Below are 23,292 nucleotides of genomic sequence, written 5' to 3'. Positions count from 1 at the left end.
CATCTGCACCTTTAACACCGTCCCGTGAGGCGGAGAAGGGAGCGGCGGATGAGCACGAGAACCGTGCTGCATGACGCTGACATCGCCCGTGCCCTGACGCGGATCGCCCACGAGATCCTCGAGTCCAACAAGGGCCCCGACGACCTCGTCCTCCTCGGCATCCCGACCAGGGGCGTCACGCTCGCCCGTCGTCTCGCGGCGCTCGTCGAGCGCTTCGGCGGCCGCCCCGTGCCCGTCGGCTCGCTCGACGTCACGATGTACCGCGACGACCTCGCGAAGCACCCCACGCGCGCGCCGCGCCCGACCGAGATCCCGCCCGGGGGCATCGACGGCCGGACCGTCGTCCTCGTCGACGACGTGCTCTTCTCGGGCCGCAGCATCCGCGCTGCGCTGGACGCCCTGAATGACATCGGCCGCCCGTCCGCCGTGCGCCTCGCGATCCTCGTCGACCGCGGCCACCGCGAGCTCCCGATCCGCCCCGACTTCGTCGGCAAGAACCTCCCGTCCTCGCGCGCCGAGCGCGTGAACGTGCGCCTCGCCGACGTCGACGGGGAAGAGCACGTGTCGATCGAGACGGCCGGCTGATGCGGCACCTGCTCGACACCCGCACGCTCGGCCGCGCCGACGCCATCCGCATCCTCGACGTCGCGGAGGACATGGCCGACACCCAGGAGCGCGAGGTCAAGAAGCTGCCGACCCTGCGCGGCCGCACGGTCGTCAACCTCTTCTTCGAGGACTCGACCCGCACGCGCATCTCGTTCGAGGCCGCCGCGAAGCGCCTCTCCGCCGACGTCATCAACTTCTCGGCGAAGGGATCGAGCGTCTCGAAGGGCGAGAGCCTCCAGGACACCGCGCAGACCCTGCAGGCGATGGGCGCCGACGCCGTCGTCATCCGGCACGGCGCGTCCGGAGCGCCGCGCACGCTCGCGACGAGCGGCTGGATCTCGGCCGGCGTCGTGAACGCGGGCGACGGGACGCACGAGCACCCGACGCAGGCGCTCCTGGACGCCTTCACGATGCGCAAGCGCCGGTACGGCGCGGCCAGTCGCGGTCGCGACCTCGCGGGCTACCGCGTCGCGATCGTCGGCGACATCCTGCACTCGCGCGTCGCGCGGTCGAACGTCTGGCTCCTCGCCACCCTCGGCGCCGAGGTCACGCTCGTCGCGCCGCCGACGCTCCTCCCGCAGGACGTGTCGCAGTGGCCCGTGACCGTGCGCTACGACCTCGACGAGGCCATCGCCGCGCGGCCCGACGCGCTCATGATGCTGCGGATCCAGCTCGAGCGGATGAACGCCGCCTATTTCCCCTCGGAGCGGGAGTATTCGCGGCGCTGGGGCCTCGACCCCGAGCGCTTCGCCACGCTGCCGGAGGATACGATTGTCATGCACCCCGGGCCCATGAACCGGGGACTGGAGATCTCCGCAGCCGCAGCCGACTCGCCCCGGGCCACCGTGCTCGAGCAGGTGCGAGCCGGCGTGTCGGTGCGGATGGCCGTGCTCTACCTGCTGCTCGCGGGGGAGCGGGAGAGCGAGGGAACGAAGTGACCGAGTCGACATCCCTTCTCATCCGAGGAGCCGCTATCGAGGGCGGCGAGACGGCCGACATCCTCGTCGAGGACGGCCGCATCGCGGAGGTCGGCACGGGCCTCAGCCGGGCCGGCGCCCGCATCATCGACGCCGCAGGGCTCATCGCGCTGCCCGGTCTGGTCGACCTCCACACCCACCTGCGCGAGCCAGGCTACGAGGCGAGCGAGACCATCCTCACCGGCACCCGTGCCGCGGCCGCCGGCGGCTTCACGGCCGTGTTCGCGATGCCCAACACCTCTCCCGTCGCGGATGTCGCGGGCGTCGTCGAGCAGGAGCTCGCGCTCGGCGAGGCGGCGGGCTACGCGACCGTGCAGCCGATCGGCGCAGTGACCGTCGGCCAGAAGGGCGAGCGCCTCGCCGAGCTCGGCGCGATGGCCGACTCGCGTGCGCGCGTGCGCGTCTTCAGCGACGACGGGTTCTGCGTGTGGGATCCGCTCATCATGCGCCGCGCGCTCGAGTACGTGAAGGCGTTCGACGGCGTCGTCGCCCAGCACGCGCAGGACCCCCGCCTCACGGAGGGCGCCCAGATGAACGAGGGCGTCGTCTCGGCAGAGCTGGGGCTCGCGGGATGGCCGGCGGTCGCCGAGGAGTCGATCATCGCGCGCGACGTGCTCCTCGCCGAGCACGTGGGCTCGCGCCTTCACGTCTGCCACCTGTCGACCGCGGGGTCGGTCGACATCATCCGATGGGCGAAGAAGCGCGGCATCGACGTGACCGCCGAGGTCACGCCGCACCACCTCCTCCTCACGGACGAGCTCGTGCGCGGGTACGACGCGCGCTTCAAGGTCAATCCGCCGCTGCGGCGCGAGGAGGACGTCCTGGCCGTGCGCGAGGGCCTCGCGGACGGCACGATCGACATCGTCGCCACCGACCACGCGCCGCATCCCGCTGAGAGCAAGAGCTGCGAGTGGGCGGCCGCGGCCAACGGCATGGTCGGCCTCGAGAGCGCGCTGCGCGTCGTGCACGAGGCGATGGTCGTGACGGGCCTCATCGGATGGCAGGACGTCGCGCGCGTCCTGTCGAAGGCGCCCGCCCGGATCGGGCGGCTCGCGGGGCACGGCACGCCGATCGCGGCCGGCGAGCCGGCCGAGATCGCGCTCTACGACCCGCGGCCGTCCGCCCCGTTCGGCGCAGCCGACCTGCGCGGACGCAGCGCGAACTCGCCCTACCTCGGGCGCGAGCTGCCCGGTCGCGTGATGTGGACCATCCACCGCGGCTCCCTCACGCTCGCCGACGGCGAGCTCGTCGAGCGGGAGGGCGCATGAGCGCGTACCTCCCCGGCCTCCTCATGATGGCGGCGATCGCGGCGGTCATCCTCGGCGCGATGGCGTGGGGATGGCGCCGACGATCCCGGCGGGACGCCGGCACCTCCGCGCCCGTGCGCGCGGCGGAGGGCGCCGAGACGGCCCGCTTCGACGGCCTCTACGTGGCCACGACCCGCCACGACCAGCCGCTCGATCGGCTCGCCGTGCGGCACCTCGAGTTCCGGGCGAAGGCGGGCGTCACGGTGACGGACCGCGGCGTCGCCCTCGACCTCGCCGGGGCGCCCGGCATCTTCCTCCGCGCGGACGAGCTCGTCGGCGCGGGCCGCGCGACCTGGACCATCGACCGCGTCGTCGAGACGGACGGCCTCGTGCTCATCGCGTGGCGCGCCTCCGACGGCACCATCTGCGATTCCTATGTGCGCCTTCAGGGCGGCGATCCCGACGCGCTCGTCGCGGCGATCGAAGACCTGCGCACCTCCCCGACCCCCACAGGAGCGACCTCATGACCTCTCTGCTCGACCGCGACCCCGCGGTCCTCGTCCTCGAAGACGGCACGCGCTTCGCCGGTTACGCCTACGGTGCGCGCGGCACGACCCTCGGCGAGGTCGTCTTCTCGACCGGCATGACCGGCTACCAGGAGACGCTCACCGACCCCTCGTACGCGGGTCAGATCGTGCTGCAGACCGCGCCGCACATCGGGAACACCGGCGTCAACACCGAGGACCCCGAGTCCCGCCGCATCTGGGTGTCCGGCTACATCGTGCGCGACCCCAGCCGGGTCGTGTCGAACTGGCGCGCGGAGGAGCCGCTCGACGCGGCGCTCGAGCGCGACGGCGTCGTCGGGATCAGCGGCATCGACACGCGCGCCGTGACCCGTCACATCCGCTCGGCCGGCTCGATGCGCGGCGGCGTGTTCTCGGGCGAGGCCGCCGGCCTCGCCGCCGACGAGCAGCTGCGCATCGTGACCGAGGCGCCCGCGATGGCCGGCCGCAACCTCTCGGCCGAGGTCTCGGTCGATGTCGCCGCCGTCACGCCCGCGCAGGGCGACCGCATCGGCAGCCTCGCCGTCATCGACCTCGGCATCAAGCAGGCGACGGTGGAGAACCTCGCCCGACGCGGCTTCGAGGTGCACGTGCTGCCGCAGAGCACGACCTTCGAGGAGCTCAAGGCCATCGACCCCGTCGCGGTGTTCTACTCGAACGGCCCCGGCGACCCCGCGGCGAGCGACGCCCACGTCGCCCTCCTGCAGAGCGTGCTGCGCGACGGCCTGCCGTTCTTCGGCATCTGCTTCGGCAACCAGCTCCTCGGCCGCGCGCTCGGCCTCGGCACCTACAAGCTGCCCTTCGGCCACCGCGGGATCAACCAGCCGGTGCGCGACAAGCTCACGGGCCGCGTCGAGATCACGGCGCACAACCACGGGTTCGCCGTGGACGCCCCGATCGACGAGGTCTTCGAGAGCCCCGCCGGGTTCGGCCGCGTCGAGGTCAGCCACGTGGGCCTCAACGACGACGTCGTGGAGGGCCTGCGCGCCCTCGACATCCCGGCGTTCTCCGTGCAGTACCACCCCGAGGCCGCGGGCGGTCCGCACGACGCCAACTACCTCTTCGACCGCTTCGTCGACATGGTGCGCGACACCATCTCGGCTCGCTCCGCTCGCTCAACGTCCGAGGAAGACAATGCCTAAGCGCCCCGACATCCAGTCCGTGCTCGTCATCGGGTCGGGCCCGATCGTGATCGGCCAGGCCTGCGAGTTCGACTACTCCGGCACCCAGGCGTGCCGCGTGCTCCGGGAGGAGGGCGTCCGCGTCATCCTCGTGAACTCGAACCCCGCGACGATCATGACCGACCCCGACTTCGCCGACGCGACGTACATCGAGCCGATCACGCCCGAGGTCATCGAGACGATCATCGCGAAGGAGAAGCCCGACGCGATCCTGCCGACGCTGGGCGGCCAGACCGCGCTGAACGCGGCGATGGCCCTGCACGAGCGCGGCATCCTCGAGAAGTACGACGTCGAGCTCATCGGCGCCAAGGTCGACGCCATCCGCAAGGGCGAGGACCGCCAGGTGTTCAAGGAGCTCGTCGTCGAGGCGGGCGCCGAGGTCGCGCGCAGCCGCATCGCCCACACGATGGAGGAGGTGCTCGAGGCGGCAGAGGACCTCGGCTACCCGCTCGTCGTGCGCCCCTCGTTCACGATGGGCGGCCTGGGGTCGGGCTTCGCCTACGACGAGGCGGACCTGCGCCGCATCGCGGGCGCGGGCCTGCACGAGTCGTCCACGACCGAGGTGCTCCTCGAGGAGTCGATCCTCGGCTGGAAGGAGTACGAGCTCGAGCTCATGCGCGACACGGCCGACAACACGGTCGTCGTCTGCACGATCGAGAACGTCGACCCGGTCGGCGTGCACACGGGCGACTCGATCACGGTCGCCCCATCGCTCACGCTCACCGACCGCGAGTACCAGCGCCTGCGCGACATCGGGATCGACATCATCCGCGCCGTGGGCGTCGACACCGGCGGCTGCAACATCCAGTTCGCGATCAACCCCGAGAACGGGCGCATCATCGTCATCGAGATGAACCCGCGCGTCTCCCGCTCGTCGGCGCTCGCGTCGAAGGCGACGGGCTTCCCGATCGCCAAGCTCGCGGCCAAGCTGGCCCTGGGCTACCGCCTCGACGAGGTGCCCAACGACATCACGCAGGTCACGCCGGCCTCGTTCGAGCCCACGCTCGACTACGTCGTCGTCAAGGTCCCGCGCTTCGCGTTCGAGAAGTTCCCGGCCGCCGACCCCACGCTCACCACGACCATGAAGTCGGTCGGCGAGGCCATGGCGATCGGCCGCAACTACACGACCGCCCTGCAGAAGGCGCTCCGCTCCGTCGAGAAGCGCGGCTCGAGCTTCCACTGGGGCGAGGAGACGCGCTCGGTCGAGGAGCTCCTCGAGACGATCAAGACGCCCACCGACGGCCGCATCGTCGACGTGCAGCAGGCGCTGCGCCTCGGCGCGACGGTCGAGCAGGTCTTCGCGTCGACGGCCATCGACCCGTGGTTCCTCGACCAGATCGTCCTCATCAACGAGGTCGCGCAGGCCGTCGCCGACGCCGCGGAGCTCGACGAGCGGGCCATCCGCCTGGCCAAGGACCACGGATTCTCGGACGTCCAGATCGCGCAGCTGCGCGGCCTGTCCGAGGCGGAGGTGCGCGGCATCCGCCACGGCCTCGGCATCCGCCCCGTGTTCAAGACGGTCGACACGTGCGCGGGCGAGTTCCCCGCGCAGACGCCCTACCACTACTCGAGCTACGAGTCCGAGACCGAGGTCACGCCGTCCGACCGCCGCAAGGTCGTCATCATCGGCTCGGGCCCGAACCGCATCGGCCAGGGCGTCGAGTTCGACTACTCGTGCGTGCACGCCTCGTTCGCGATGAGCGACGCCGGATTCGAGACGGTCATGGTCAACTGCAACCCGGAGACGGTCTCGACCGACTACGACACCTCCGACCGCCTGTACTTCGAGCCGCTCACGCTCGAGGACGTGCTCGAGGTCCTTCACGCCGAGGCCCAGTCGGGCGAGATCTTCGGCGTCATCTGCCAGCTCGGCGGGCAGACGCCCCTCGGGCTCGCGAAGGGCATCGAGGACGCGGGCTACCGCATCCTCGGCACGAGCCCCGCGGCGATCGACCTCGCCGAGGAGCGCGGCCTGTTCTCCGAGATCCTCGAGCGCGCCGCCCTCGTCGCGCCCCGCAACGGCACCGCGACCGACGTCGAGGGCGCCGTCGCGATCGCCGAGGAGATCGGCTACCCCGTGCTCGTGCGCCCGAGCTTCGTGCTCGGCGGGCGCGGCATGGAGATCGTGTACGACACGGCGAGCCTGCGCGACTACTTCGTCCGCATCGCCGACCAGGCCATCATCGGCCCCGGCCAGCCGCTCCTCGTCGACCGCTTCCTCGACGACGCCGTGGAGATCGACGTCGACGCGCTCTACGACGGGCACGAGCTCTACGTGGGCGGCATCATGGAGCACCTCGAGGAGGCCGGCATCCACTCCGGCGACTCGAGCTGCACGCTGCCGCCGATGTCGCTCGGCCGCACCGAGATCGACCGCGTGCGCGAGGCGACCCTCGCGATCGCCCAGGGCGTGGGCGTGCGCGGGCTGCTGAACGTGCAGTTCGCGATCAGCGCCGGCGTGCTCTACGTCATCGAGGCGAACCCCCGCGCGAGCCGCACGGTGCCGTTCGTGTCGAAGGCGCTCGGCATCCCGCTCGCGAAGGCGGCGAGCCGGGTCATGGCGGGCACGACGATCGCCGAGCTCAAGGCGGAGGGCATGCTGCCCGAGCAGGACGGCTCGCGGGTCTCGCTCGACACGCCCGTCGCCGTCAAGGAGGCCGTGCTGCCGTTCAAGCGCTTCCGCACGCGCGAGGGCGCGGTGGTCGACTCCGTGCTCGGCCCGGAGATGCGCTCGACGGGAGAGGTCATGGGCATCGACCGCGACTTCCCGACCGCGTTCGCGAAGAGCCAGGCGGCCGCGTATGGCGGGATCCCGCTGTCGGGCACCGTGTTCATCTCGGTGGCCGACAGCGACAAGCGCGACGTCATCCTGCCCGCGCACCGTCTGCGCCAGCTGGGCTTCCGCCTGCTCGCGACCGAGGGCACCGCCGAGATCCTCATGCGCAACGGCATCGAGGTCGAGGTGGTCCGCAAGTACAGCGAGACGCAGGACTCGGGCGTGCCGAACATCGTCGACCTCATCAACGAGGGGCGCGTGGACATCATCGTGAACACCCCCAGCGGGATGTCGGCGCGCGCGGACGGCTACGAGATCCGCGCCGCGGCGGTGGGCGCCGACAAGGCGCTCTTCACGACCATCTCGGTGCTCGGCGCCGCGGTGAGCGCGATGGACTCGATGGGCGGCGGCTTCGGCGTGCGCAGCCTGCAGGAGTACGCCTCCGACCGCGTCCAGCGCGAGGCGGCGGTGAGCGCGTAGTGCCGTCGTTCGGAGAGCGGGTCCGCGCCGTCCTCGACGCGCGCGGCCCGCTCTGCGTCGGGATCGACCCGCACCTTCCGTTGCTCGCGCAGTGGGGTCTCGAGGCGGATGCCGCGGGCGCGCGGGCGTTCGGGCTGCGCGTCGTCGAGGCGGCCGCGGGGCGCGCGGGCTTCGTCAAGCCGCAGGTGTCGTTCTACGAGCGCTTCGGGTCGGCGGGGATCGCCGCTCTCGAGGACGTGCTCGCGGCGGCGCGCGCGGCCGATCTCGTGGTGATCGCGGACGCCAAGCGCGGCGATATCGGATCGACCATGGACGCGTACGGCGCGGCGTGGCTCACGCCGGGGTCGCCGCTCGAGGCCGACGCGCTCACGGTGAGCCCGTATCTGGGCGTGGGCGCGCTCGAGGGCACGCTGGCCCTCGCGGATGAGCACGGCAAGGGCGCGTTCGTCCTCGCCGCCACGAGCAACCCCGAGGCGACCGCCCTCCAGCGTGCGACCGCCGACAGCTCGAGCGTCGCGGCGGCGATCGTGGCCGAGGTGTCGGCGCGCAACGCGCGCGTCGCGCGCGAGGGGGAGTGGGGCAGCACGGGCTTCGTCATCGGCGCCACGGTCGACTGGCACGCGGCGGGGCTGGCGCCGTTCGCTCCGCCCGCGCCCATCCTCGCGCCAGGGTTCGGGTTCCAGGGCGCCGCCGCGGCCGCGCTGCCCGAGGTCTTCCGCGAGATGGCGCCGTGCGTCATCGCATCCGAGAGCCGCAGCATCCTCGCCGCCGGCCCGGACGGCCTCGCCCAGGCGATCGCCGGCGCCGCGGCCGCCTACCGGGGATCGTCGGAGGGAGAAGCCGATGTCTGAGAGCACCGCACCGGGCCGTCCGAAGCCGCCCGAGGTGGACCGCGCCGCCGCATCGCGGAAGGCGGTCGCCGCGCGGCGTGCGCGGGCGAGCCTCAAGCGCGACCTCGCGACCCGCGTCGTCACGCCGCAGGAGGTCCTGCGCCGGGCCGAGGTCGACCCGCAGTCCGCGGCCGGCACGATGCGCGTGCCCGAGTTCCTCATGGCGCTCCCCGCGATCGGCGAGGGCAAGCGCGACCGCGTGCTCGAGGAGCTGGCGATCTCGCCGGTCAAGCGGCTGGGCGGCCTCGGCAGCCGGCAGCGGCACGCTCTGCGCGGCTGGCTCGACAGTCGGATGCCCGAGCCGCAGGCGCGGCCCGGCCGGAGCCGGCTCATCGTCCTCGCCGGGCCGACCGCGGTGGGCAAGGGAACGGTCGCGGCGCACATCCGCGAGCACCATCCGGAGCTCCTCATCTCGGTCTCCGCGACCACGCGCGCGCCGCGGCCGGGGGAGGTCGACGGCCAGCACTACTACTTCGTCGACGACGCCGAGTTCGATCGGCTCATCGCGGACGGCGAGCTGCTCGAGTACGCGGTCGTGCACAACCGGCACCGCTACGGCACGCCGCGCAAGCCGATCGAGCGGGCCCTCGCCGAGGGGCGCGCCGTGCTGCTCGAGATCGACCTGCAGGGCGCCCGTCAGGTGCGCGCGGCCGATCCGTCGGCGACGCTCGTCTTCCTCCTCCCGCCGAGCTGGGACGAGCTGACCGCGCGGCTGGTCGGGCGCGGCACCGAGGACGAGGAGGAGCGGGCCCGTCGCCTGCGCACGGCGCGCACCGAGCTCGCCGCGCAGAACGAGTTCGATTTCCGCATCGTGAACGAGTCGGTCGCCGAGGCCGCGCGCCAGGTCGTAGACTTGGTGCAGGCGTCTGCGCGCTGACACCCGCGCGCCATCCCGCCATGGTCTCGACGAGCGACCGACGTCGCCGAACAGGAGGACTGCTATGAGCAGTGAGCACAAGGGCATCATCGACCCGCCCATCGACGAGCTTCTCGACAAGGTCGACTCGAAGTACCAGCTGGTGATCTACGGCGCCAAGCGCGCGCGTCAGATCAACGACTACTACACGGACCTCCACGAGGGGAACCTGTTCGACAACGTCGGGCCCCTCGTCGACTCGTCGGTCGAGGACAAGCCGCTGACGATCGCGCTGCACGAGATCCACCAGGACAAGCTGCGCCTGCGCCCCGCGGAGTGACCGCGTAAGAACTCGTCACACCGACAGGGCCTCCGTCACCGCGTGTCGGGGGCCCTCGTCATACTGGAGGGCGCGGTGCCCGCAGGCGCCGCGCCCGCCCGATCGTCTGGAGCCGCCATGAGCCTGCGCCTGTTCACGTCCGAGTCGGTCACCGAAGGACACCCCGACAAGATCTGCGACCAGATCTCGGACAGCATCCTCGACGGGCTCCTGGCGGTCGACCGCGACAGCCGCGTGGCCGTCGAGACGCTCGTGACGACCGGGCTCGTGCACGTCGCGGGCGAGATCCGCACCGACGGCTACGTCGAGATCCCCGCGATCGTGCGGCGCGTGATCAACCGCATCGGCTACACCTCGAGCGACATGGGCTTCGACGGAGACTCGTGCGGCGTGAGCGTCTCGGTCGGCGAGCAGTCGAGCGACATCGCACACGGCGTCGACAAGGCGCTCGAGCAGCGCGAGGGCGACTCGATCGACCGCTTCGACGTGCTCGGAGCGGGCGACCAGGGCATCATGTTCGGCTTCGCCACGAACGAGACCCCGCAGCTCATGCCGATGGCGGCATGGACGGCGCACCGGCTCGCCGAGCGCCTCACGGAGGTGCGCCGCAGCGGCGAGCTGCCGTTCCTGCGCCCCGACGGCAAGACCCAGGTCACGCTCGGCTACGAGGGATTCACCCCCCGGACGATCGACGCGGTCGTGCTCTCGACGCAGCACCACCCGAAGATGACGCAGGAGGAGCTCCGCGACGAGGTCGAGAGGTCGGTCATCCGCCCCGTCCTCGAGCAGACCGGGCTCGACGCCGAGGGCGTCAAGCTCTACATCAATCCCGCAGGGCCGTTCGTGACGGGCGGTCCGAAGGGCGACGCGGGCCTCACGGGGCGCAAGATCATCATCGACACGTACGGCGGCGCGTCGCGCCACGGCGGCGGCGCCTTCAGCGGCAAGGACCCGTCGAAGGTCGACCGCTCGGCCGCATACGCCATGCGGTGGGTCGCGAAGAACGCCGTGGCGGCGGGACTCGCCGATCGCCTCGAGGTGCAGGTCGCGTACGCGATCGGCAAGGCGAACCCGGTGGGCCTGTACGTCGAGTCCTTCGGGACGGGCAAGGTCTCGGACGACGTGATCATCCGCGCGATCGAGCAGGTCTTCGACCTGCGCCCCGCGGCGATCATCGAGCACCTCGACCTGCTGCGCCCGATCTACGCGCAGACCGCCGCGTACGGCCACTTCGGCCGCGAGCTGCCCGACTTCACCTGGGAGCAGACCACGCGCGTCGAGGAGCTGCGGCGCGCCGCAGGGCTCTGACGACGGGACGCGGGCGATGACACGCCGCATCGCGCGCGTGCAGCTCGACTCCCCGCTGCCGCAGCTCGACCGGCTCTTCGACTACGCGATCCCGCGCGAGCTCCTCGACGACGTCGCGCAGGGCGTGCGGGTGAAGGTGCCCCTGCGGACGGCCGGGCGGGTCGTCGAGGGCTTCGTCGTCGAGATCGACGACGAGGACGACGCCGACCGGCCGCTGTCGGAGATCGACCAGGTCGTCTCGAGCGCGCCCGTTCTGCCCGAGCGCCTCTACCGTCTCGCGCGCGCGGTCGCCGACCGTGCGGCGGGCTCCGCCGCGGACGTCCTGCGCCTCGCCGTGCCCAAGCGGATGGTGAGGGCCGAGAAGGCGTGGCTCGCGTCAGAGGCGCGCACGGCGCCGGTGGTGCTGTCGGCGGAGCGGCGGCGGGCCGAGGCCGTGCTCGAGGAGTTCCCGACGCTGCGCGAGCAGCTGCTCGCGGGGGAGCGCGTCGCGGTGGATGCGCCGCCGCGGCTCGTCGACGGCCGGCCGGCCTGGGCGCGCCTGCTCGCGGCCGCCGCCGCCACGATGCTCGCCGCCGGACGCTCGGCGATCGTCGCGGTCCCGGACCACCGAGATCTCGACCTCCTGCAGGAGCAGCTCCTCCCGCTGGTCCCGGACGGGGCGATCGTCCGCCACGATGCGGGTCAGTCCGGCCCCGAGCGCTACGCGGGATACCTGCGCACGCTCGAGGCCGCGCCGTGCATCGTGATCGGCAATCGCTCGGCCGTCTACGCACCCGTGAGCGACGCGGGGCTCGTCGCGATCTGGGACGACGGCGACCCGCTGCTCGAGGAGCCGCTCGCGCCGTACGCCCACGCGCGCGACGTCGCTCTCGTGCGCCAGAGCATCGACGGCTGCGCGCTCCTGTTCGCCGGGCACACGCGGACGACCGACGTCGAGCGGCTCGTGTCGATCGGGTTCGTCGCGGAGGTGCAGGCGCCGCGCCGGATCGCGCCGCGCGTGGTGCTCAGCACGGCTCCCGAGCACGAGCAGGTCGCCGCGCGCATCCCGTCGGCGAGCTTCCGCGCCGTGCGCGAGGCGATCGCCGAGGGACCCGTGCTCGTCCAGGTCGCGCGTCCGGGCTATGCGCCGTCGCTCGTGTGCGCGGACTGCCGCACGCCGACGCGCTGCGCCCACTGCGGAGGACCGCTCCACGCGCGAGCGCGCGGTGCGACTCCCGTGTGCGCGTGGTGCGGGCGGTCGGCTCATGCGTGGTCCTGCCCGCAGTGCTCATCGACGCGGCTCCGGCTCGCGTCGTCGGGCAGCGAGCGCACGGCCGACGAGCTCGGTCGCGCGTTCCCCGGTGCGCGGGTCGTCGTGGCCGACGGCGCGCATCCCGTCCGGGAGGTCGACGACCGGCCGGCGCTCGTCGTCGCGACGCGCGGCGCCGAGCCGCTCGCGCCGGGCGGCTACCGCGCCGTGCTCCTCCTGGACGGCGACCGCATGCTCCAGGCGCCCGACCTCAGGATCGGCGAGCACTGCCTGCGCTGGTGGTCGAACGCCGCGGCCCTCGCGGCGCCCGACGCGCCCGTGCATCTCGTCGGAGTGACGGGGCCGGTCGGCCGAGCCCTCGCGAGCTGGACGCAGCCGCACTACGCCCGGCTGGAGCTCGGGGAGCGCGCGCCCCTGCGCATGCCGCCGGCCTCGCGCGTGGCCCGGCTGGAGGGCGACACGGCGGCCGTCGACGCGGCGCTCCGCTCGCTCGCGGAGGACGTGCCCGGGCTCCCGCTCGACGCGATCCTCGGGCCGGTGCCGATCGATCGCGACGGGTATCCGGGCTCGCGCGCGCTCATCCGCTTCGACTACGGCCGCGGACCGGCGGTCACCCGGTCGCTGCGCGCGTCGGTCGTCGCGGCGGCCATGAAGGCCCGCGGCCGCGCGAAGGACTCACGAAGCCGCAAGGCGGCCCGCAATACACTCGCAGTGCACGTCGACATCGCCGACCCCGAGCTCTGAAGGACCAGCCGTCATGACCTCCCCTCGCCCGCTCCGGCTCGTGTTCGCCGGCACCCCCGACGTCGCCGTGCCCTCGCTGCGCGCCCTGCACGCGGCGGGTCACGACATCGCGGCCGTCGTCACGCGCCCCGACGCGCCGCTCGGCCGCAAGCGCGTGCTCACCCCGTCGCCCGTCGCGCAGGCGGCCGACGAGCTCGGCCTGCGCGTGATCAGGGCCGCGCGCCTCGACGCCGACGCGACCGAGGCGATCACCGCTCTGGCCCCCGAGCTCGCCGTCGTCGTCGCGTACGGCGGCCTGGTGCGCGAGCCCCTCCTGTCGGCTCCGCGGCACGGATGGATCAACCTCCACTTCTCGCTCCTGCCGCGCTGGCGCGGGGCCGCCCCCGTGCAGCACGCGCTCATCGCGGGCGACGCCGAGCTCGGGACCGCCGTGTTCCAGCTCGTGCGCGAGCTCGATGCGGGCGACGTCTACGCGCAGGAGGCCGTGCCGCTTCCCGACGACGCGACGGCGGGGGAGGCCCTCGCGGTCCTCGCCGAGGCCGGCGCGGCGCAGCTCGTCGACGTCGTGTCGACGATCGCCGCGGGGAACGCGCAGGCGAGGCCGCAGGAGGGCGACCCCACCCCGGCACCCAAGCTCGAGCTCGCCGACGGCCTCCTCGAGTGGACCGAGCCCGCGGACCGCGTGTTCGCGCGGTACCGCGGCGTGACGCCCGAGCCGGGCGCGCACACGACGCTCGACGGCGCGCGCTTCAAGATCCTGCGGATGGCGAGGGCGGGCGCGGGCGCGGGCGCGCCGCTCGCGCCGGGGGAGACCGCGGCGGCGAAGGACGGCGTCCTCGTCGGCACCGGGACCGAGCCGCTTCTGCTGACCCGCGTCCAGCCGGCGGGCAAGGGGGCGATGGCCGCGGCCGACTGGTTCCGCGGACTGCGCGAGACGGCGCGGCTGGGCGCATGAGCGCCGCACCACGCCGCGGCGACCGCCGCACCGTCGTCCGGGTGCAGCCGGCCCGCCAGGTCGCGTTCGCCGTGCTGCGCGCGGTGTCGTCGTCCGACGCGTACGCGAACCTCCTGCTGCCGCGCGAGATCGAGCGCGCGGGCCTCACAGGACCCGACGCGGGCCTCGCGACCGAGCTCGCATACGGCACGCTGCGCCGTCTCGGGACGTACGACGCGATCATCCGCCTCGCAGCCGATCGCGAGCCGGATGCGATCGATGCGCCCGTGCTCGATGCCCTGCGCCTCGGCGCGCACCAGCTCCTCGCGACGCGCGTGGCGCCGCATGCCGCCGTCAACGAGTCGGTCCAGCTCGTGCGCGACGAGGCGGGGCCGCGCGCCGCGGGCTTCGCGAACGCCGTGCTGCGGAGGGTCGGCCAGGACGATCTCGCCACGTGGACCGACCGCGCTGCCGCGTCGGCCCGGTCCGACGACGAGCGCCTCGCGATCGCGTCGGCGCACCCGGTGTGGGTGATCCGCGCGCTGCGGCGCGCCCTCGCGGCCGAGGGGCGCGAGAGCGAGCTCGACGCGCTGCTCGCGGCCGACAACGCCTCGCCGTCGGTGACGATGGCGGCGCTGCCCGGTCTCGCGGAGGCGCAGGGCGAGCCGACGCCGCACTCCCCGGTGGGCTTCCGCCTCGGCGGCGGCGATCCCGAGCCCCTCGTGCGCGCATCGGGCGGAGCCCTGCGCGTGCAGGACGAGGGCTCGCAGCTCGTCGCGCTCGCGCTGTCGCGCCTCGCGCCGGTCGCGCCGGGCGAGCGGTGGCTCGACCTGTGCGCGGGCCCGGGCGGCAAGACCGCGCTCCTCGCCGCTGAGGCGCTCGCGGGCGGCGCGCGCCTCGAGGCGAACGAGGTCGTGCCCGCGCGGGCCGGCCTCGTGCGCAGAGCGCTCGCCCCTGTGCCGCTCGAGGTCGTCGTGCACGAGAGGGACGGGCGGGAGCTCGCGGCCGCCCAGCCCGGCTCGTTCGACCGGATCCTCGTCGACGCGCCGTGCACGGGGCTCGGCGCTCTCCGTCGGCGGCCGGAGGCGCGGTGGCGCAAGCAGCCGTCCGATGTCGCCGAGCTCGCCGTCATCCAGGCACAGCTGCTCGACGCCGCGGTCACCGCGCTCGCGCCGGGCGGCACGGTCGCGTACGTGACGTGCTCCCCGCATCTCGCGGAGACGTCGGCGATCGTGCGCGAGATCGTCGAGCGACGCGGATCCGACGTCGAGGAGCTCGACGCCCGCGCCGCGCTGCAGGCGGTCGCCCGCACGCCCCTCGACCTCCCCGCCCCGGCCGACGGGTCGGGCCACGCGCAGCTGTGGCCGCATCGGCACGGGACCGACGCGATGTTCCTCGCGCTCCTGCGGAGGCGGTGACCCGCCGCGACGCGCGATAATGGCGGGGTGACACTCCCCGGCGCGCCGCGCATCAACCCGAGCATCCTGTCCGCCGACTTCGTCAACATGCAGGCCGACCTCGAGCGGATCGCGACGGCCGACTTCGTGCATGTGGACGTCATGGACAACCACTTCGTGCCGAACCTCACGTTCGGGCCGCAGATGGTGCAGCGCATCCAGGAGACGAGCCCCGTCCCGCTCGACGTCCACCTCATGATCACGGATGCGAACCGGTGGGCGCCGGGCTACGCCGAGCTGGGGGCGGCGTCGGTGACGTTCCACCTCGAGGCGTCGCACGACCCGGTCGCGCTCGCCCGCCGCCTGCGCGGCATCGGCGCGAGGGCCGGTGTCGCCATCAAGCCCGGCACGCCGGCCGACGCCCTCTACGAGCACCTGCACGAGTTCGACCAGATCCTCGTGATGACGGTCGAGCCCGGGTTCGGCGGCCAGTCCTTCATGCCCGAGATGATGCCCAAGCTCCGGGCTCTCGCCGAGGAGGCGCGTCGCGTCGGGGCGCCGGTGTGGTTCCAGGTGGACGGCGGCATCTCCGAGTCCACGATCGCGCAGGCCGCCGAGGCCGGCGCCGACACGTTCGTCGCGGGCTCCGCGGTGTTCGGCGCCGCCGACATCGACGTCGCGATCGCCGACCTCCGCGCCCTCGCCGCGGAGCACGTGCACGCGAACCGGTAGCCTTGACGGGTGAAGAACTTCGACGACCTGTTCGCCGAGCTGGCTGAGAAGGCCCAGACGCGTCCGGAGGGCTCCGGGACCGTCAAGGAGCTCGACGCCGGCATCCACTTCATCGGCAAGAAGATCGTGGAAGAGGCCGCCGAGGTGTGGATGGCCGCGGAGTACGAGTCCGACGCCGAGGCCGCGGAGGAGATCTCGCAGCTGCTGTATCACCTCCAGGTGCTCATGCTCGCGAAGGGCCTCACCCTCGAGGACGTGTACCGACATCTGTGAGCCGCACTGCTCATCCGTCTGACACCCCGATCGAAAGACCTCGCATGCTCCGCATCGCCGTTCCCAACAAGGGCTCGCTCTCCGAGACCGCCGCCGAGATGCTCGCGGAGGCCGGCTACGCCGGTCGCCGCGACTCGAAGTCGCTGCACCTCATCGACGCCGCCAACGACGTCGAGTTCTTCTACCTGCGCCCGCGCGACATCGCCACGTACGTCTCCGCCGGCGCGCTCGACGTCGGCATCACCGGCCGCGACCTGCTCCTGGACGTGCGGATGTCCGCCCGGGAGATCGAGACGCTCGGCTTCGCGACGTCGACGTTCCGCTTCGCCGCCCCTCCCGGGCGCTTCGCGGGCGTGGCCGATCTCGACGGCGCGCGCATCGCGACGTCGTACCCCGGGCTCGTCGACTCGTTCCTCGACAGCCACGGCGTCGCCGCCGACCTCGTGCCGCTGGACGGCGCCGTGGAGTCGGCCGTCGAGCTCGGCGTCGCCGACGCGATCGCCGACGTCGTCGAGACCGGCACGACCCTCCGGCAGGCCGGACTCGACATCTTCGGGCCCGTGATCCTCGAGTCCGAGGCCGTCCTCATCCAGGGCCCGCGCGAGCACGCGGGCATCGAGACGCTCCTGCGCCGCCTGCGCGGCGTGATGGTCGCCCGGCAGTACGTCATGCTCGACTACGACCTCCCCGCGGCGCTCGTCGACCGCGCCGTGGAGATCGCCTCCGGCATCGAGTCGCCCACCGTGTCGCCGCTGCGCGACCCCGAGTGGGTGGCCGTGCGCGTCATGGTCCCGCGCCGCGGCGTGAACCGCGTGATGGACGAGCTCTACGGCATCGGCGCGCGCGCGATCCTCGTCACGGCCATCCACAACGCGCGCCTCTGATGAGCGTCGTCACCCGGGTCATCCCGTGCCTCGACGTGGCCGGCGGCCGCGTCGTCAAGGGCGTCAACTTCGAGAACCTCCGCGAGATGGGCGACCCCGTCGAGCTCGCCCGCCGGTACTTCGAGCAGGGCGCCGACGAGCTCACCTTCCTCGACGTCACGGCGACGGTCGACGAGCGCGCCACGACCTACGATGTCGTGCGGCGCACGGCCGAGGAGGTCTTCATCCCGCTCACGGTGGGCGGCGGCGTCCGCTCGGTCGACGACGTCGCGCGGCTCCAGGGCGTGGGCGCCGACAAGGTGGGCGTCAATTCGGCCGCGATCGCCCGCCCCGGGCTGCTGGACGAGATCGCCGACCGGTTCGGCGCGCAGGCGCTCGTCCTCTCGCTCGATGTCAAGCGCTCGCCCCGAACGCCCTCCGGGTTCGTCGTGACGACGCACGGCGGCAAGAAGGAGACCGACCTCGACGCGCTCGCGTGGGCGCGCGAGGCGATCGAGCGCGGCGCGGGCGAGCTGCTCGTGAACTCGATCGACGCCGACGGCACGAAGGCCGGCTTCGACCTCGAGCTCGTGGGGCTCATGCGCGAGCTCGCGAGCGTGCCCGTGATCGCGTCGGGCGGGGCAGGCGACGTGTCGCACTTCGCGCCCGCCGTGCGCGCGGGCGCCGACGCGGTGCTCGCGGCCAGCGTCTTCCACTCGGGCCAGATGACGATCGGCGAGGTCAAGCAGGCGCTGCGCGCCGACGGGATCGAGACGCGATGAGCGAGGTCGACGACCGCATCGCGCGCGTGGCGTTCGGTCCCGACGGGCTCGTCCCCGCGATCGTGCAGCAGTGGGACACGCGCGAGGTGCTCATGCTCGCGTGGATGGACGCCGAGGCCCTGCGCCGCACGCTGACCTCGGGACGGGTGACCTACTGGTCGCGGTCGCGGCGCGAGTACTGGCGCAAGGGCGACACGTCCGGGCACATCCAGATCGTGAAGGGCGCGAAGCTCGACTGCGACGGCGACGTCGTCCTGCTCGAGATCGACCAGATCGGGCCCGCGTGCCACACGAACACGCGCACGTGCTTCGACAGCGACACCTCCCGCCCCGAGGTGGGCGACCGCGACCTCCACCCGGTGGTCGGATGACCGACCGGCGGATGGGCGCGGCAGCCGGCGAGGGGGCGCTCGCGCGGCGCGGGCGGATGATCGCGGTGCTCGCGGCGCTCTCGGGCGCGGCGCTCGCACTGATCGGATCGACGCAGACGTGGCTCACCGCCTCGGTCGCCGGCACGACGCTCCCGGTCGCCGGCTCCGAGGCGGTCTCGGTGCTCCAGCCGCTCTCGCTCGCGGCCCTCGCGCTGTCGCTCGTGCTCGCGATCGTGGGCCCGGTCGTCCGCTACGTCCTCGCGGCGCTCGCGGTCGCGGTCGGCGGAGGGATCGCGTGGCTGAGCGCCGCGCTCGTGGCGGCACCGCGCGCGACGGCGGCGTCGGCCGTCGTCACCGAGCACACCGGCATCGCCGGGGAGTCGGCGATCGAGGACCTCGTGCAGGGGATGGCACTCACCCCCTGGCCGGCGGTGACCATCGCCGCGGGCGCGCTCATCGCGCTCGCGGGCCTGTGGACCCTCGGCACCGCTCACGCATGGCGGCGCGCGGGGCGCCGCTACGAGAAGCGCTCCGCCCGCACGGCCGCGGCCGACGACGCCCCGCTCGATGCGATCGACTCGTGGGACGACCTGTCCCGCGGCGACGACCCCACCCGCTGACGGCGGCAGGGGCCAGCGCCCGGCCCCGATAGACTGGACGACGTTCCCAGCAGCACGGAGGATGACACGACATGACCCACTCGATCGACGACCCCGGACACGGACACTCGCCCGCCGCCTGGAGCGCTGTGCTCATCATGCTCCTCGGGCTCTCCGTCGCCGCGGTCGCGCTGTTCCTGTGGGTGCCGTGGCTGCTCATCGCCTCGGCCGCGGTCTTCCTGATCGGACCCATCGTGGGCTTCATCCTCACGAAGGCGGGCTACGGCGCAGGCGGATCCAAGTACCAGCCCAAGGCGCACTGATGTCGCTCCTGGCCGAGCTCACGGCCGGGGCCGTCGAGGACGCCGAGGCGCGCAGGGCCGAGCGGCCCTCGGCCGTCGTCGAGAGCGCAGCCGCCGCACAGGCGCCTGCGCTCGACGTCGTCTCCGCGCTCCGTCCCGACGCCCGGGTGAAGATCATCGCCGAGGTGAAGCGCGCGAGCCCCTCGCGCGGCGACCTCGCCGCGATCCCCGACCCCGCGCTGCAGGCGGGGCTGTACGAGCAGGGCGGAGCGTCGGCCATCTCGGTTCTCACCGAGCAGCGCCGGTTCAAGGGCAGTCTCGCCGACCTCGCGGCGGTGCGCGCCCGCGTCTCGCTCCCGGTGCTGCGCAAGGACTTCATCGCGACCCCGTACCAGGTGCTCGAGGCCCGCGCGGCCGGCGCCGACATCGTGCTGCTCATCGTGGCGGCGCTCGAGCAGCCCGTGCTCGAGGAGCTCTACCGGCTCACGATCGAGCTCGGGATGACGCCCCTCGTCGAGGCCCACTCCGCCGAGGAGGTCGCGCGCGCCGCGGATCTGGGCGCCGATCTCATCGGCGTGAACGCACGCGACCTGTCGACCTTCGAGCTCGACCGCGACCTGTTCGGGCGGCTCGTCGACGGCTTCCCCGCCGGCGCGATCCGCATCGCCGAGTCGGCGGTGCTCGCTCCCGATGACGTCGCGCACTACCGCGAGGCCGGCGCGGATGTCGTTCTCGTGGGCGAAGCGCTCGTCACGGGCGACCCGGTTTCCACGCTCGGCGCGTTCCTCGCCGCCGGCGACTTCGCAGCAGGGGAGAGGCGCGCATGAGCCTTCGCGAGCAGCCCGGCCCGTTCTTCGGCGACTTCGGCGGGCGCTACATGCCCGAGTCGCTCATCGCGGCGATCGACGAGCTCGCGGTCGCGCACGAGGAGGCGATGGCCGACCCCGCCTTCCACGCAGAGCTGAACGCGCTCCTCGCGGACTACGCCGGCCGCCCGTCGGCCCTCACGGAGGTGCCGCGCTTCGCGGAGCATGCGGGCGGCGCCCGCATCTTCCTCAAGCGCGAGGATCTCAACCACACGGGCAGCCACAAGATCAACAACGTCCTCGGCCAGGCGCTGCTCACGAGGCGGCTCGGCAAGACGCGCGTGATCGCCGAGACGGGCGCCGGCCAGCACGGCGTCGCCACGGCGACCGCGGCCGCGCTCTTCGGGCTCGAGTGCCGCATCTACATGGGCGAGGTCGACACCGAGCGCCAGGCGCTCAACGTGGCGCGCATGCGCCTGCTGGGCGCCGAGGTCGTGGCCGTCAAGACCGGCTCGCGCACCCTCAAGGACGCGATCAACGAGGCGTACCGCGAGTGGGTGTCGAGCGTCGAGACGACGAACTACATCTTCGGCACGGCCGCGGGCCCGCACCCGTTCCCCGCGATGGTCCGCGATTTCCAGAAGATCATCTCCGACGAGGCGCGCGCGCAGCTCCTCGAGCGCGTCGGGCGCCTGCCCGACGCGGTCCTCGCGTGCGTCGGCGGCGGATCGAACGCGATCGGCATGTTCGACGCGTTCATCGACGACCCCGGCGTGCGGCTCTTCGGCGTCGAGGCGGCGGGCGACGGCGTCGACACCCCGCGTCACGCCGCGTCGATCGAGCGCGGTCGTCCGGGCGTCCTGCACGGAGCGCGCACCTTCGTGCTGCAGGACGAGGACGGCCAGACCGTCGAGTCGCACTCGATCTCCGCCGGCCTGGACTATCCGGGCGTCGGCCCCGAGCACTCGTGGCTCGCCTCGATCGGGCGCGCGGAGTACATCCCCGCGACCGACGCCGAGGCGATGGACGCGCTGCGCCTGCTGAGCCGGACCGAGGGCATCATCCCCGCGATCGAGTCGGCCCATGCGCTCGCCGGCGCGCTGCGGATCGGGCGCGAGCTCGGGCCGGACGCCGTGCTCGCGGTGTGCCTCTCCGGCCGCGGCGACAAGGACATGGACACGGCCGCCCGCTGGTTCGGCCTCTACGACGAGGGAGCCGACGCGTGAGCCGTGTCGAGGACGCGATCGCCCGGGCCGCTGCCGACGGACGAGGAGCCTTCATCGGCTACCTCCCTGTGGGGTTCCCCGACCTGCAGACGAGCATCGACGCGGCCGTCGCCCTCGCCGAGAACGGCGTCGACATCATCGAGCTGGGCCCGCCCTACAGCGACCCCGTGATGGACGGCCCCATCATCCAGGAGGCGACGAACGCGGCGCTCGAGGCGGGCTTCCGCACCGAGCACCTCTTCACGGCGCTGCGCGAGATCACGGCGCGCACCGATGTGCCCGTGCTCGTCATGACGTACTGGAACCTCGTCGTCCAGCGCGGCGTCGACCGCTACGCCGACGAGGTGCGCGCCGCCGGCGGCGCGGGGCTCATCACGCCGGACATCACGCCGGACGCCGCGGCCGACTGGATCGCCGCGTCCGAGCGCACGGGACTGGACCGCGTGTTCCTCGCGGCGCCGACCTCGACCGACGACCGGCTCGATCTCATCGTCGGCGCGACAACGGGCTTCGTCTACACCGTCTCGACCATGGGGATCACGGGGGAGCGCGCGGAGCTCGACAAGGCCGCCAGGGCGCTCGTGGGCCGCCTGCGCGCGCACGGCGCCGCACGCGCGTGCGTCGGCATCGGCGTCTCGAGCGCCGAGCACATCGCGAGCATCGTGGAGTACGCCGACGGCGCGATCGTCGGCACCGCCCTCGTGCGCGCGCTGCGGGACGGCGGGGTCGAGGGCCTCGCCGCGAAGACCCGCGAGCTCGCGGCGGGCACCGTGCGTCACGGAGCCGCACCCGAGAGGAATTAGACTCTCGATCATGCTGTCCTCCGCCCTGACGAGCGTCGTCGCGAGCATCCCCAGCCCCCCGGAGTCGTTCTTCGAGATCGGCCCGCTGCGAATCCACTACTACGCCCTGTGCATCATCACGGGCATCGTCGTGGCGACGCTCATCACGAACCGCCGTCTCACGCGGCGCGGGGCGGAGCCGTGGGTCGTCATCGACATCGCGCTCCTCGCGGTGCCGCTCGCGATCGTGGGCGCGCGCGCCTACCACGTGCTCACGCACTGGGGCTTCTACTTCGGCGAGGGCGCCAACCCGTGGAACCCGCTCGAGCCCGGCTCGGTGTGGGCGATCTGGGAGGGCGGCATCGCGATCTTCGGCGCGCTGCTGGGCGGCGCGCTGGGCGCGTGGCTCGGCTGCCGGTGGACCGGCATCCGGTTCTGGACGTTCGCCGACGCGCTCGCGCCCGGCCTCCTCCTCGCGCAGGCGCTCGGCCGCTTCGGCAACTGGTTCAACCACGAGCTGTTCGGCTGGCCGACCGACCTCCCCTGGGGCCTCGAGATCGAGCCCGACAACCCCGCCTTCCCGCCGGGGCTGCCCGACGACACGCTGTTCCACCCGACCTTCCTCTACGAGATCGTCTGGAACGTCATCGGCGTCGTCCTGCTCTTCTGGCTCGGCCGGAGCCTCGCGTTCCAGTGGGGACGGCTGTTCGCGGTCTACCTCATCTGGTACGGCGCGGGCCGCGTCGTCTGGGAGACCATCCGCATCGACCCGAGCGAGATCATCCTCGGCCTGCGCACGAACGTCTGGGGCGCGATCGCCGCGATCGTCGTGGGCGCCGTCGTCCTCGTCGTGCAGGCGCGGCACACGGGCCTCGAGCCCAGCCCCTACCGACCGGGCCGCGAGCGGGCCGACGCGGACGCGCTACAATCGCAGGGCGACTTCGTCGATGTCAGCGAACCCCCCGCGTCGGAAGCCGCTCTGAAGCCGTCGCCACAAGCACCGTAGCG

The 23,292-nt window shown here is 73.0% G+C and carries 24 protein-coding genes; all 24 read left to right on the top strand.

Annotated elements, in window-relative coordinates; translation table 11 throughout:
• Nucleotides 1–48: 48 nt before the first annotated feature.
• The 24 genes from pyrR to lgt all read left to right on the top strand — a co-directional run bounded on the left by pyrR (nucleotide 49) and on the right by lgt (nucleotide 23,290).
• Complete coding sequence (pyrR, locus tag GC092_RS08495; protein WP_271171789.1) at nucleotides 49–585, top strand: bifunctional pyr operon transcriptional regulator/uracil phosphoribosyltransferase PyrR; 537 nt, start codon at nucleotides 49–51, stop codon at nucleotides 583–585.
• Complete coding sequence (locus tag GC092_RS08490; protein WP_271171790.1) at nucleotides 585–1,544, top strand: aspartate carbamoyltransferase catalytic subunit; 960 nt, start codon at nucleotides 585–587, stop codon at nucleotides 1,542–1,544. The genes pyrR and GC092_RS08490 overlap by 1 nt, the downstream gene beginning before the upstream one ends.
• The gene (locus tag GC092_RS08485; protein ID WP_324011343.1) at nucleotides 1,541–2,851 is read left to right on the top strand and encodes a dihydroorotase; all 1,311 of its coding nucleotides are present in this window, start codon (nucleotides 1,541–1,543) and stop codon (nucleotides 2,849–2,851) included. Before GC092_RS08490 ends, GC092_RS08485 begins: the two co-directional genes overlap by 4 nt.
• Complete coding sequence (locus GC092_RS08480) at nucleotides 2,848–3,357, top strand: PH-like domain-containing protein (protein WP_282977679.1); 510 nt, start codon at nucleotides 2,848–2,850, stop codon at nucleotides 3,355–3,357. The genes GC092_RS08485 and GC092_RS08480 overlap by 4 nt, the downstream gene beginning before the upstream one ends.
• The gene (gene carA, locus GC092_RS08475) at nucleotides 3,354–4,535 is read left to right on the top strand and encodes a glutamine-hydrolyzing carbamoyl-phosphate synthase small subunit (protein ID WP_282977680.1); all 1,182 of its coding nucleotides are present in this window, start codon (nucleotides 3,354–3,356) and stop codon (nucleotides 4,533–4,535) included. Before GC092_RS08480 ends, carA begins: the two co-directional genes overlap by 4 nt.
• Entirely contained in the window at nucleotides 4,528–7,830 is a 3,303-nt protein-coding gene (carB, locus tag GC092_RS08470; protein ID WP_282977681.1) for a carbamoyl-phosphate synthase large subunit, read from the top strand. Before carA ends, carB begins: the two co-directional genes overlap by 8 nt.
• The gene (pyrF, locus tag GC092_RS08465; protein WP_324011339.1) at nucleotides 7,830–8,681 is read left to right on the top strand and encodes an orotidine-5'-phosphate decarboxylase; all 852 of its coding nucleotides are present in this window, start codon (nucleotides 7,830–7,832) and stop codon (nucleotides 8,679–8,681) included. The genes carB and pyrF overlap by 1 nt, the downstream gene beginning before the upstream one ends.
• A complete protein-coding gene (gmk, locus tag GC092_RS08460) occupies nucleotides 8,674–9,597 on the top strand; it encodes a guanylate kinase (RefSeq protein WP_324011338.1) in 924 nt (307 codons plus the stop codon). Before pyrF ends, gmk begins: the two co-directional genes overlap by 8 nt.
• Nucleotides 9,598–9,661: 64 nt before the next feature.
• Complete coding sequence (rpoZ, locus tag GC092_RS08455; protein WP_156241330.1) at nucleotides 9,662–9,916, top strand: DNA-directed RNA polymerase subunit omega; 255 nt, start codon at nucleotides 9,662–9,664, stop codon at nucleotides 9,914–9,916.
• Between the two features lie 117 nt (nucleotides 9,917–10,033).
• Nucleotides 10,034–11,224: a methionine adenosyltransferase gene (gene metK, locus GC092_RS08450; protein ID WP_271171797.1), complete on the top strand. Its 1,191-nt coding sequence runs from the start codon at nucleotides 10,034–10,036 to the stop codon at nucleotides 11,222–11,224.
• 16 nt (nucleotides 11,225–11,240) lie between these two features.
• Nucleotides 11,241–13,217, top strand: coding sequence for a primosomal protein N' family DNA-binding protein (locus GC092_RS08445; protein WP_324011335.1), 1,977 nt, complete (start codon nucleotides 11,241–11,243; stop codon nucleotides 13,215–13,217).
• 13 nt (nucleotides 13,218–13,230) lie between these two features.
• Entirely contained in the window at nucleotides 13,231–14,172 is a 942-nt protein-coding gene (fmt, locus tag GC092_RS08440; protein ID WP_324011334.1) for a methionyl-tRNA formyltransferase, read from the top strand.
• A complete protein-coding gene (locus GC092_RS08435; RefSeq protein WP_324011332.1) occupies nucleotides 14,169–15,569 on the top strand; it encodes an RsmB/NOP family class I SAM-dependent RNA methyltransferase in 1,401 nt (466 codons plus the stop codon). The genes fmt and GC092_RS08435 overlap by 4 nt, the downstream gene beginning before the upstream one ends.
• Nucleotides 15,570–15,596: 27 nt before the next feature.
• Nucleotides 15,597–16,280 carry a ribulose-phosphate 3-epimerase gene (rpe, locus tag GC092_RS08430; protein WP_282977689.1) on the top strand — a complete coding sequence of 228 codons (684 nt, stop codon included), beginning with the start codon at nucleotides 15,597–15,599 and terminating at the stop codon, nucleotides 16,278–16,280.
• A 9-nt stretch (nucleotides 16,281–16,289) separates the two neighbouring features.
• On the top strand, nucleotides 16,290–16,553 hold the full coding sequence (locus GC092_RS08425; RefSeq protein WP_271171802.1) for a phosphoribosyl-ATP diphosphatase: 264 nt from the start codon (nucleotides 16,290–16,292) through the stop codon (nucleotides 16,551–16,553).
• Nucleotides 16,554–16,597: 44 nt separating this feature from the next.
• The gene (gene hisG / locus GC092_RS08420) at nucleotides 16,598–17,437 is read left to right on the top strand and encodes an ATP phosphoribosyltransferase (RefSeq protein ID WP_271171803.1); all 840 of its coding nucleotides are present in this window, start codon (nucleotides 16,598–16,600) and stop codon (nucleotides 17,435–17,437) included.
• Nucleotides 17,437–18,198 (top strand): imidazole glycerol phosphate synthase subunit HisF, encoded by a 762-nt coding sequence (hisF, locus tag GC092_RS08415; RefSeq protein ID WP_271171804.1) that lies wholly within the window; start codon nucleotides 17,437–17,439, stop codon nucleotides 18,196–18,198. The genes hisG and hisF overlap by 1 nt, the downstream gene beginning before the upstream one ends.
• Nucleotides 18,195–18,569 carry a phosphoribosyl-AMP cyclohydrolase gene (gene hisI / locus GC092_RS08410; RefSeq protein ID WP_271171805.1) on the top strand — a complete coding sequence of 125 codons (375 nt, stop codon included), beginning with the start codon at nucleotides 18,195–18,197 and terminating at the stop codon, nucleotides 18,567–18,569. Before hisF ends, hisI begins: the two co-directional genes overlap by 4 nt.
• Complete coding sequence (locus tag GC092_RS08405; protein ID WP_324011329.1) at nucleotides 18,566–19,189, top strand: Trp biosynthesis-associated membrane protein; 624 nt, start codon at nucleotides 18,566–18,568, stop codon at nucleotides 19,187–19,189. The genes hisI and GC092_RS08405 overlap by 4 nt, the downstream gene beginning before the upstream one ends.
• Before the next feature lie 71 nt (nucleotides 19,190–19,260).
• A complete protein-coding gene (locus GC092_RS08400) occupies nucleotides 19,261–19,491 on the top strand; it encodes a DUF6704 family protein (protein ID WP_271171807.1) in 231 nt (76 codons plus the stop codon).
• Nucleotides 19,491–20,297, top strand: coding sequence for an indole-3-glycerol phosphate synthase TrpC (gene trpC, locus GC092_RS08395; RefSeq protein ID WP_324011326.1), 807 nt, complete (start codon nucleotides 19,491–19,493; stop codon nucleotides 20,295–20,297). Before GC092_RS08400 ends, trpC begins: the two co-directional genes overlap by 1 nt.
• Nucleotides 20,294–21,502, top strand: coding sequence for a tryptophan synthase subunit beta (trpB, locus tag GC092_RS08390; RefSeq protein WP_282977692.1), 1,209 nt, complete (start codon nucleotides 20,294–20,296; stop codon nucleotides 21,500–21,502). Before trpC ends, trpB begins: the two co-directional genes overlap by 4 nt.
• Nucleotides 21,499–22,305: a tryptophan synthase subunit alpha gene (gene trpA, locus GC092_RS08385; RefSeq protein ID WP_324011324.1), complete on the top strand. Its 807-nt coding sequence runs from the start codon at nucleotides 21,499–21,501 to the stop codon at nucleotides 22,303–22,305. Before trpB ends, trpA begins: the two co-directional genes overlap by 4 nt.
• A 10-nt stretch (nucleotides 22,306–22,315) precedes the next feature.
• Entirely contained in the window at nucleotides 22,316–23,290 is a 975-nt protein-coding gene (lgt, locus tag GC092_RS08380) for a prolipoprotein diacylglyceryl transferase (RefSeq protein WP_271171811.1), read from the top strand.
• Nucleotides 23,291–23,292: the final 2 nt, after the last annotated feature.

It is taken from the genome of Microbacterium sp. JZ37, from assembly GCF_035188445.1.
GTDB classification, from domain to species: Bacteria; Actinomycetota; Actinomycetes; order Actinomycetales; family Microbacteriaceae; genus Microbacterium; species Microbacterium barkeri.
This window is presented reverse-complemented; position numbering and strand designations above follow the sequence as displayed.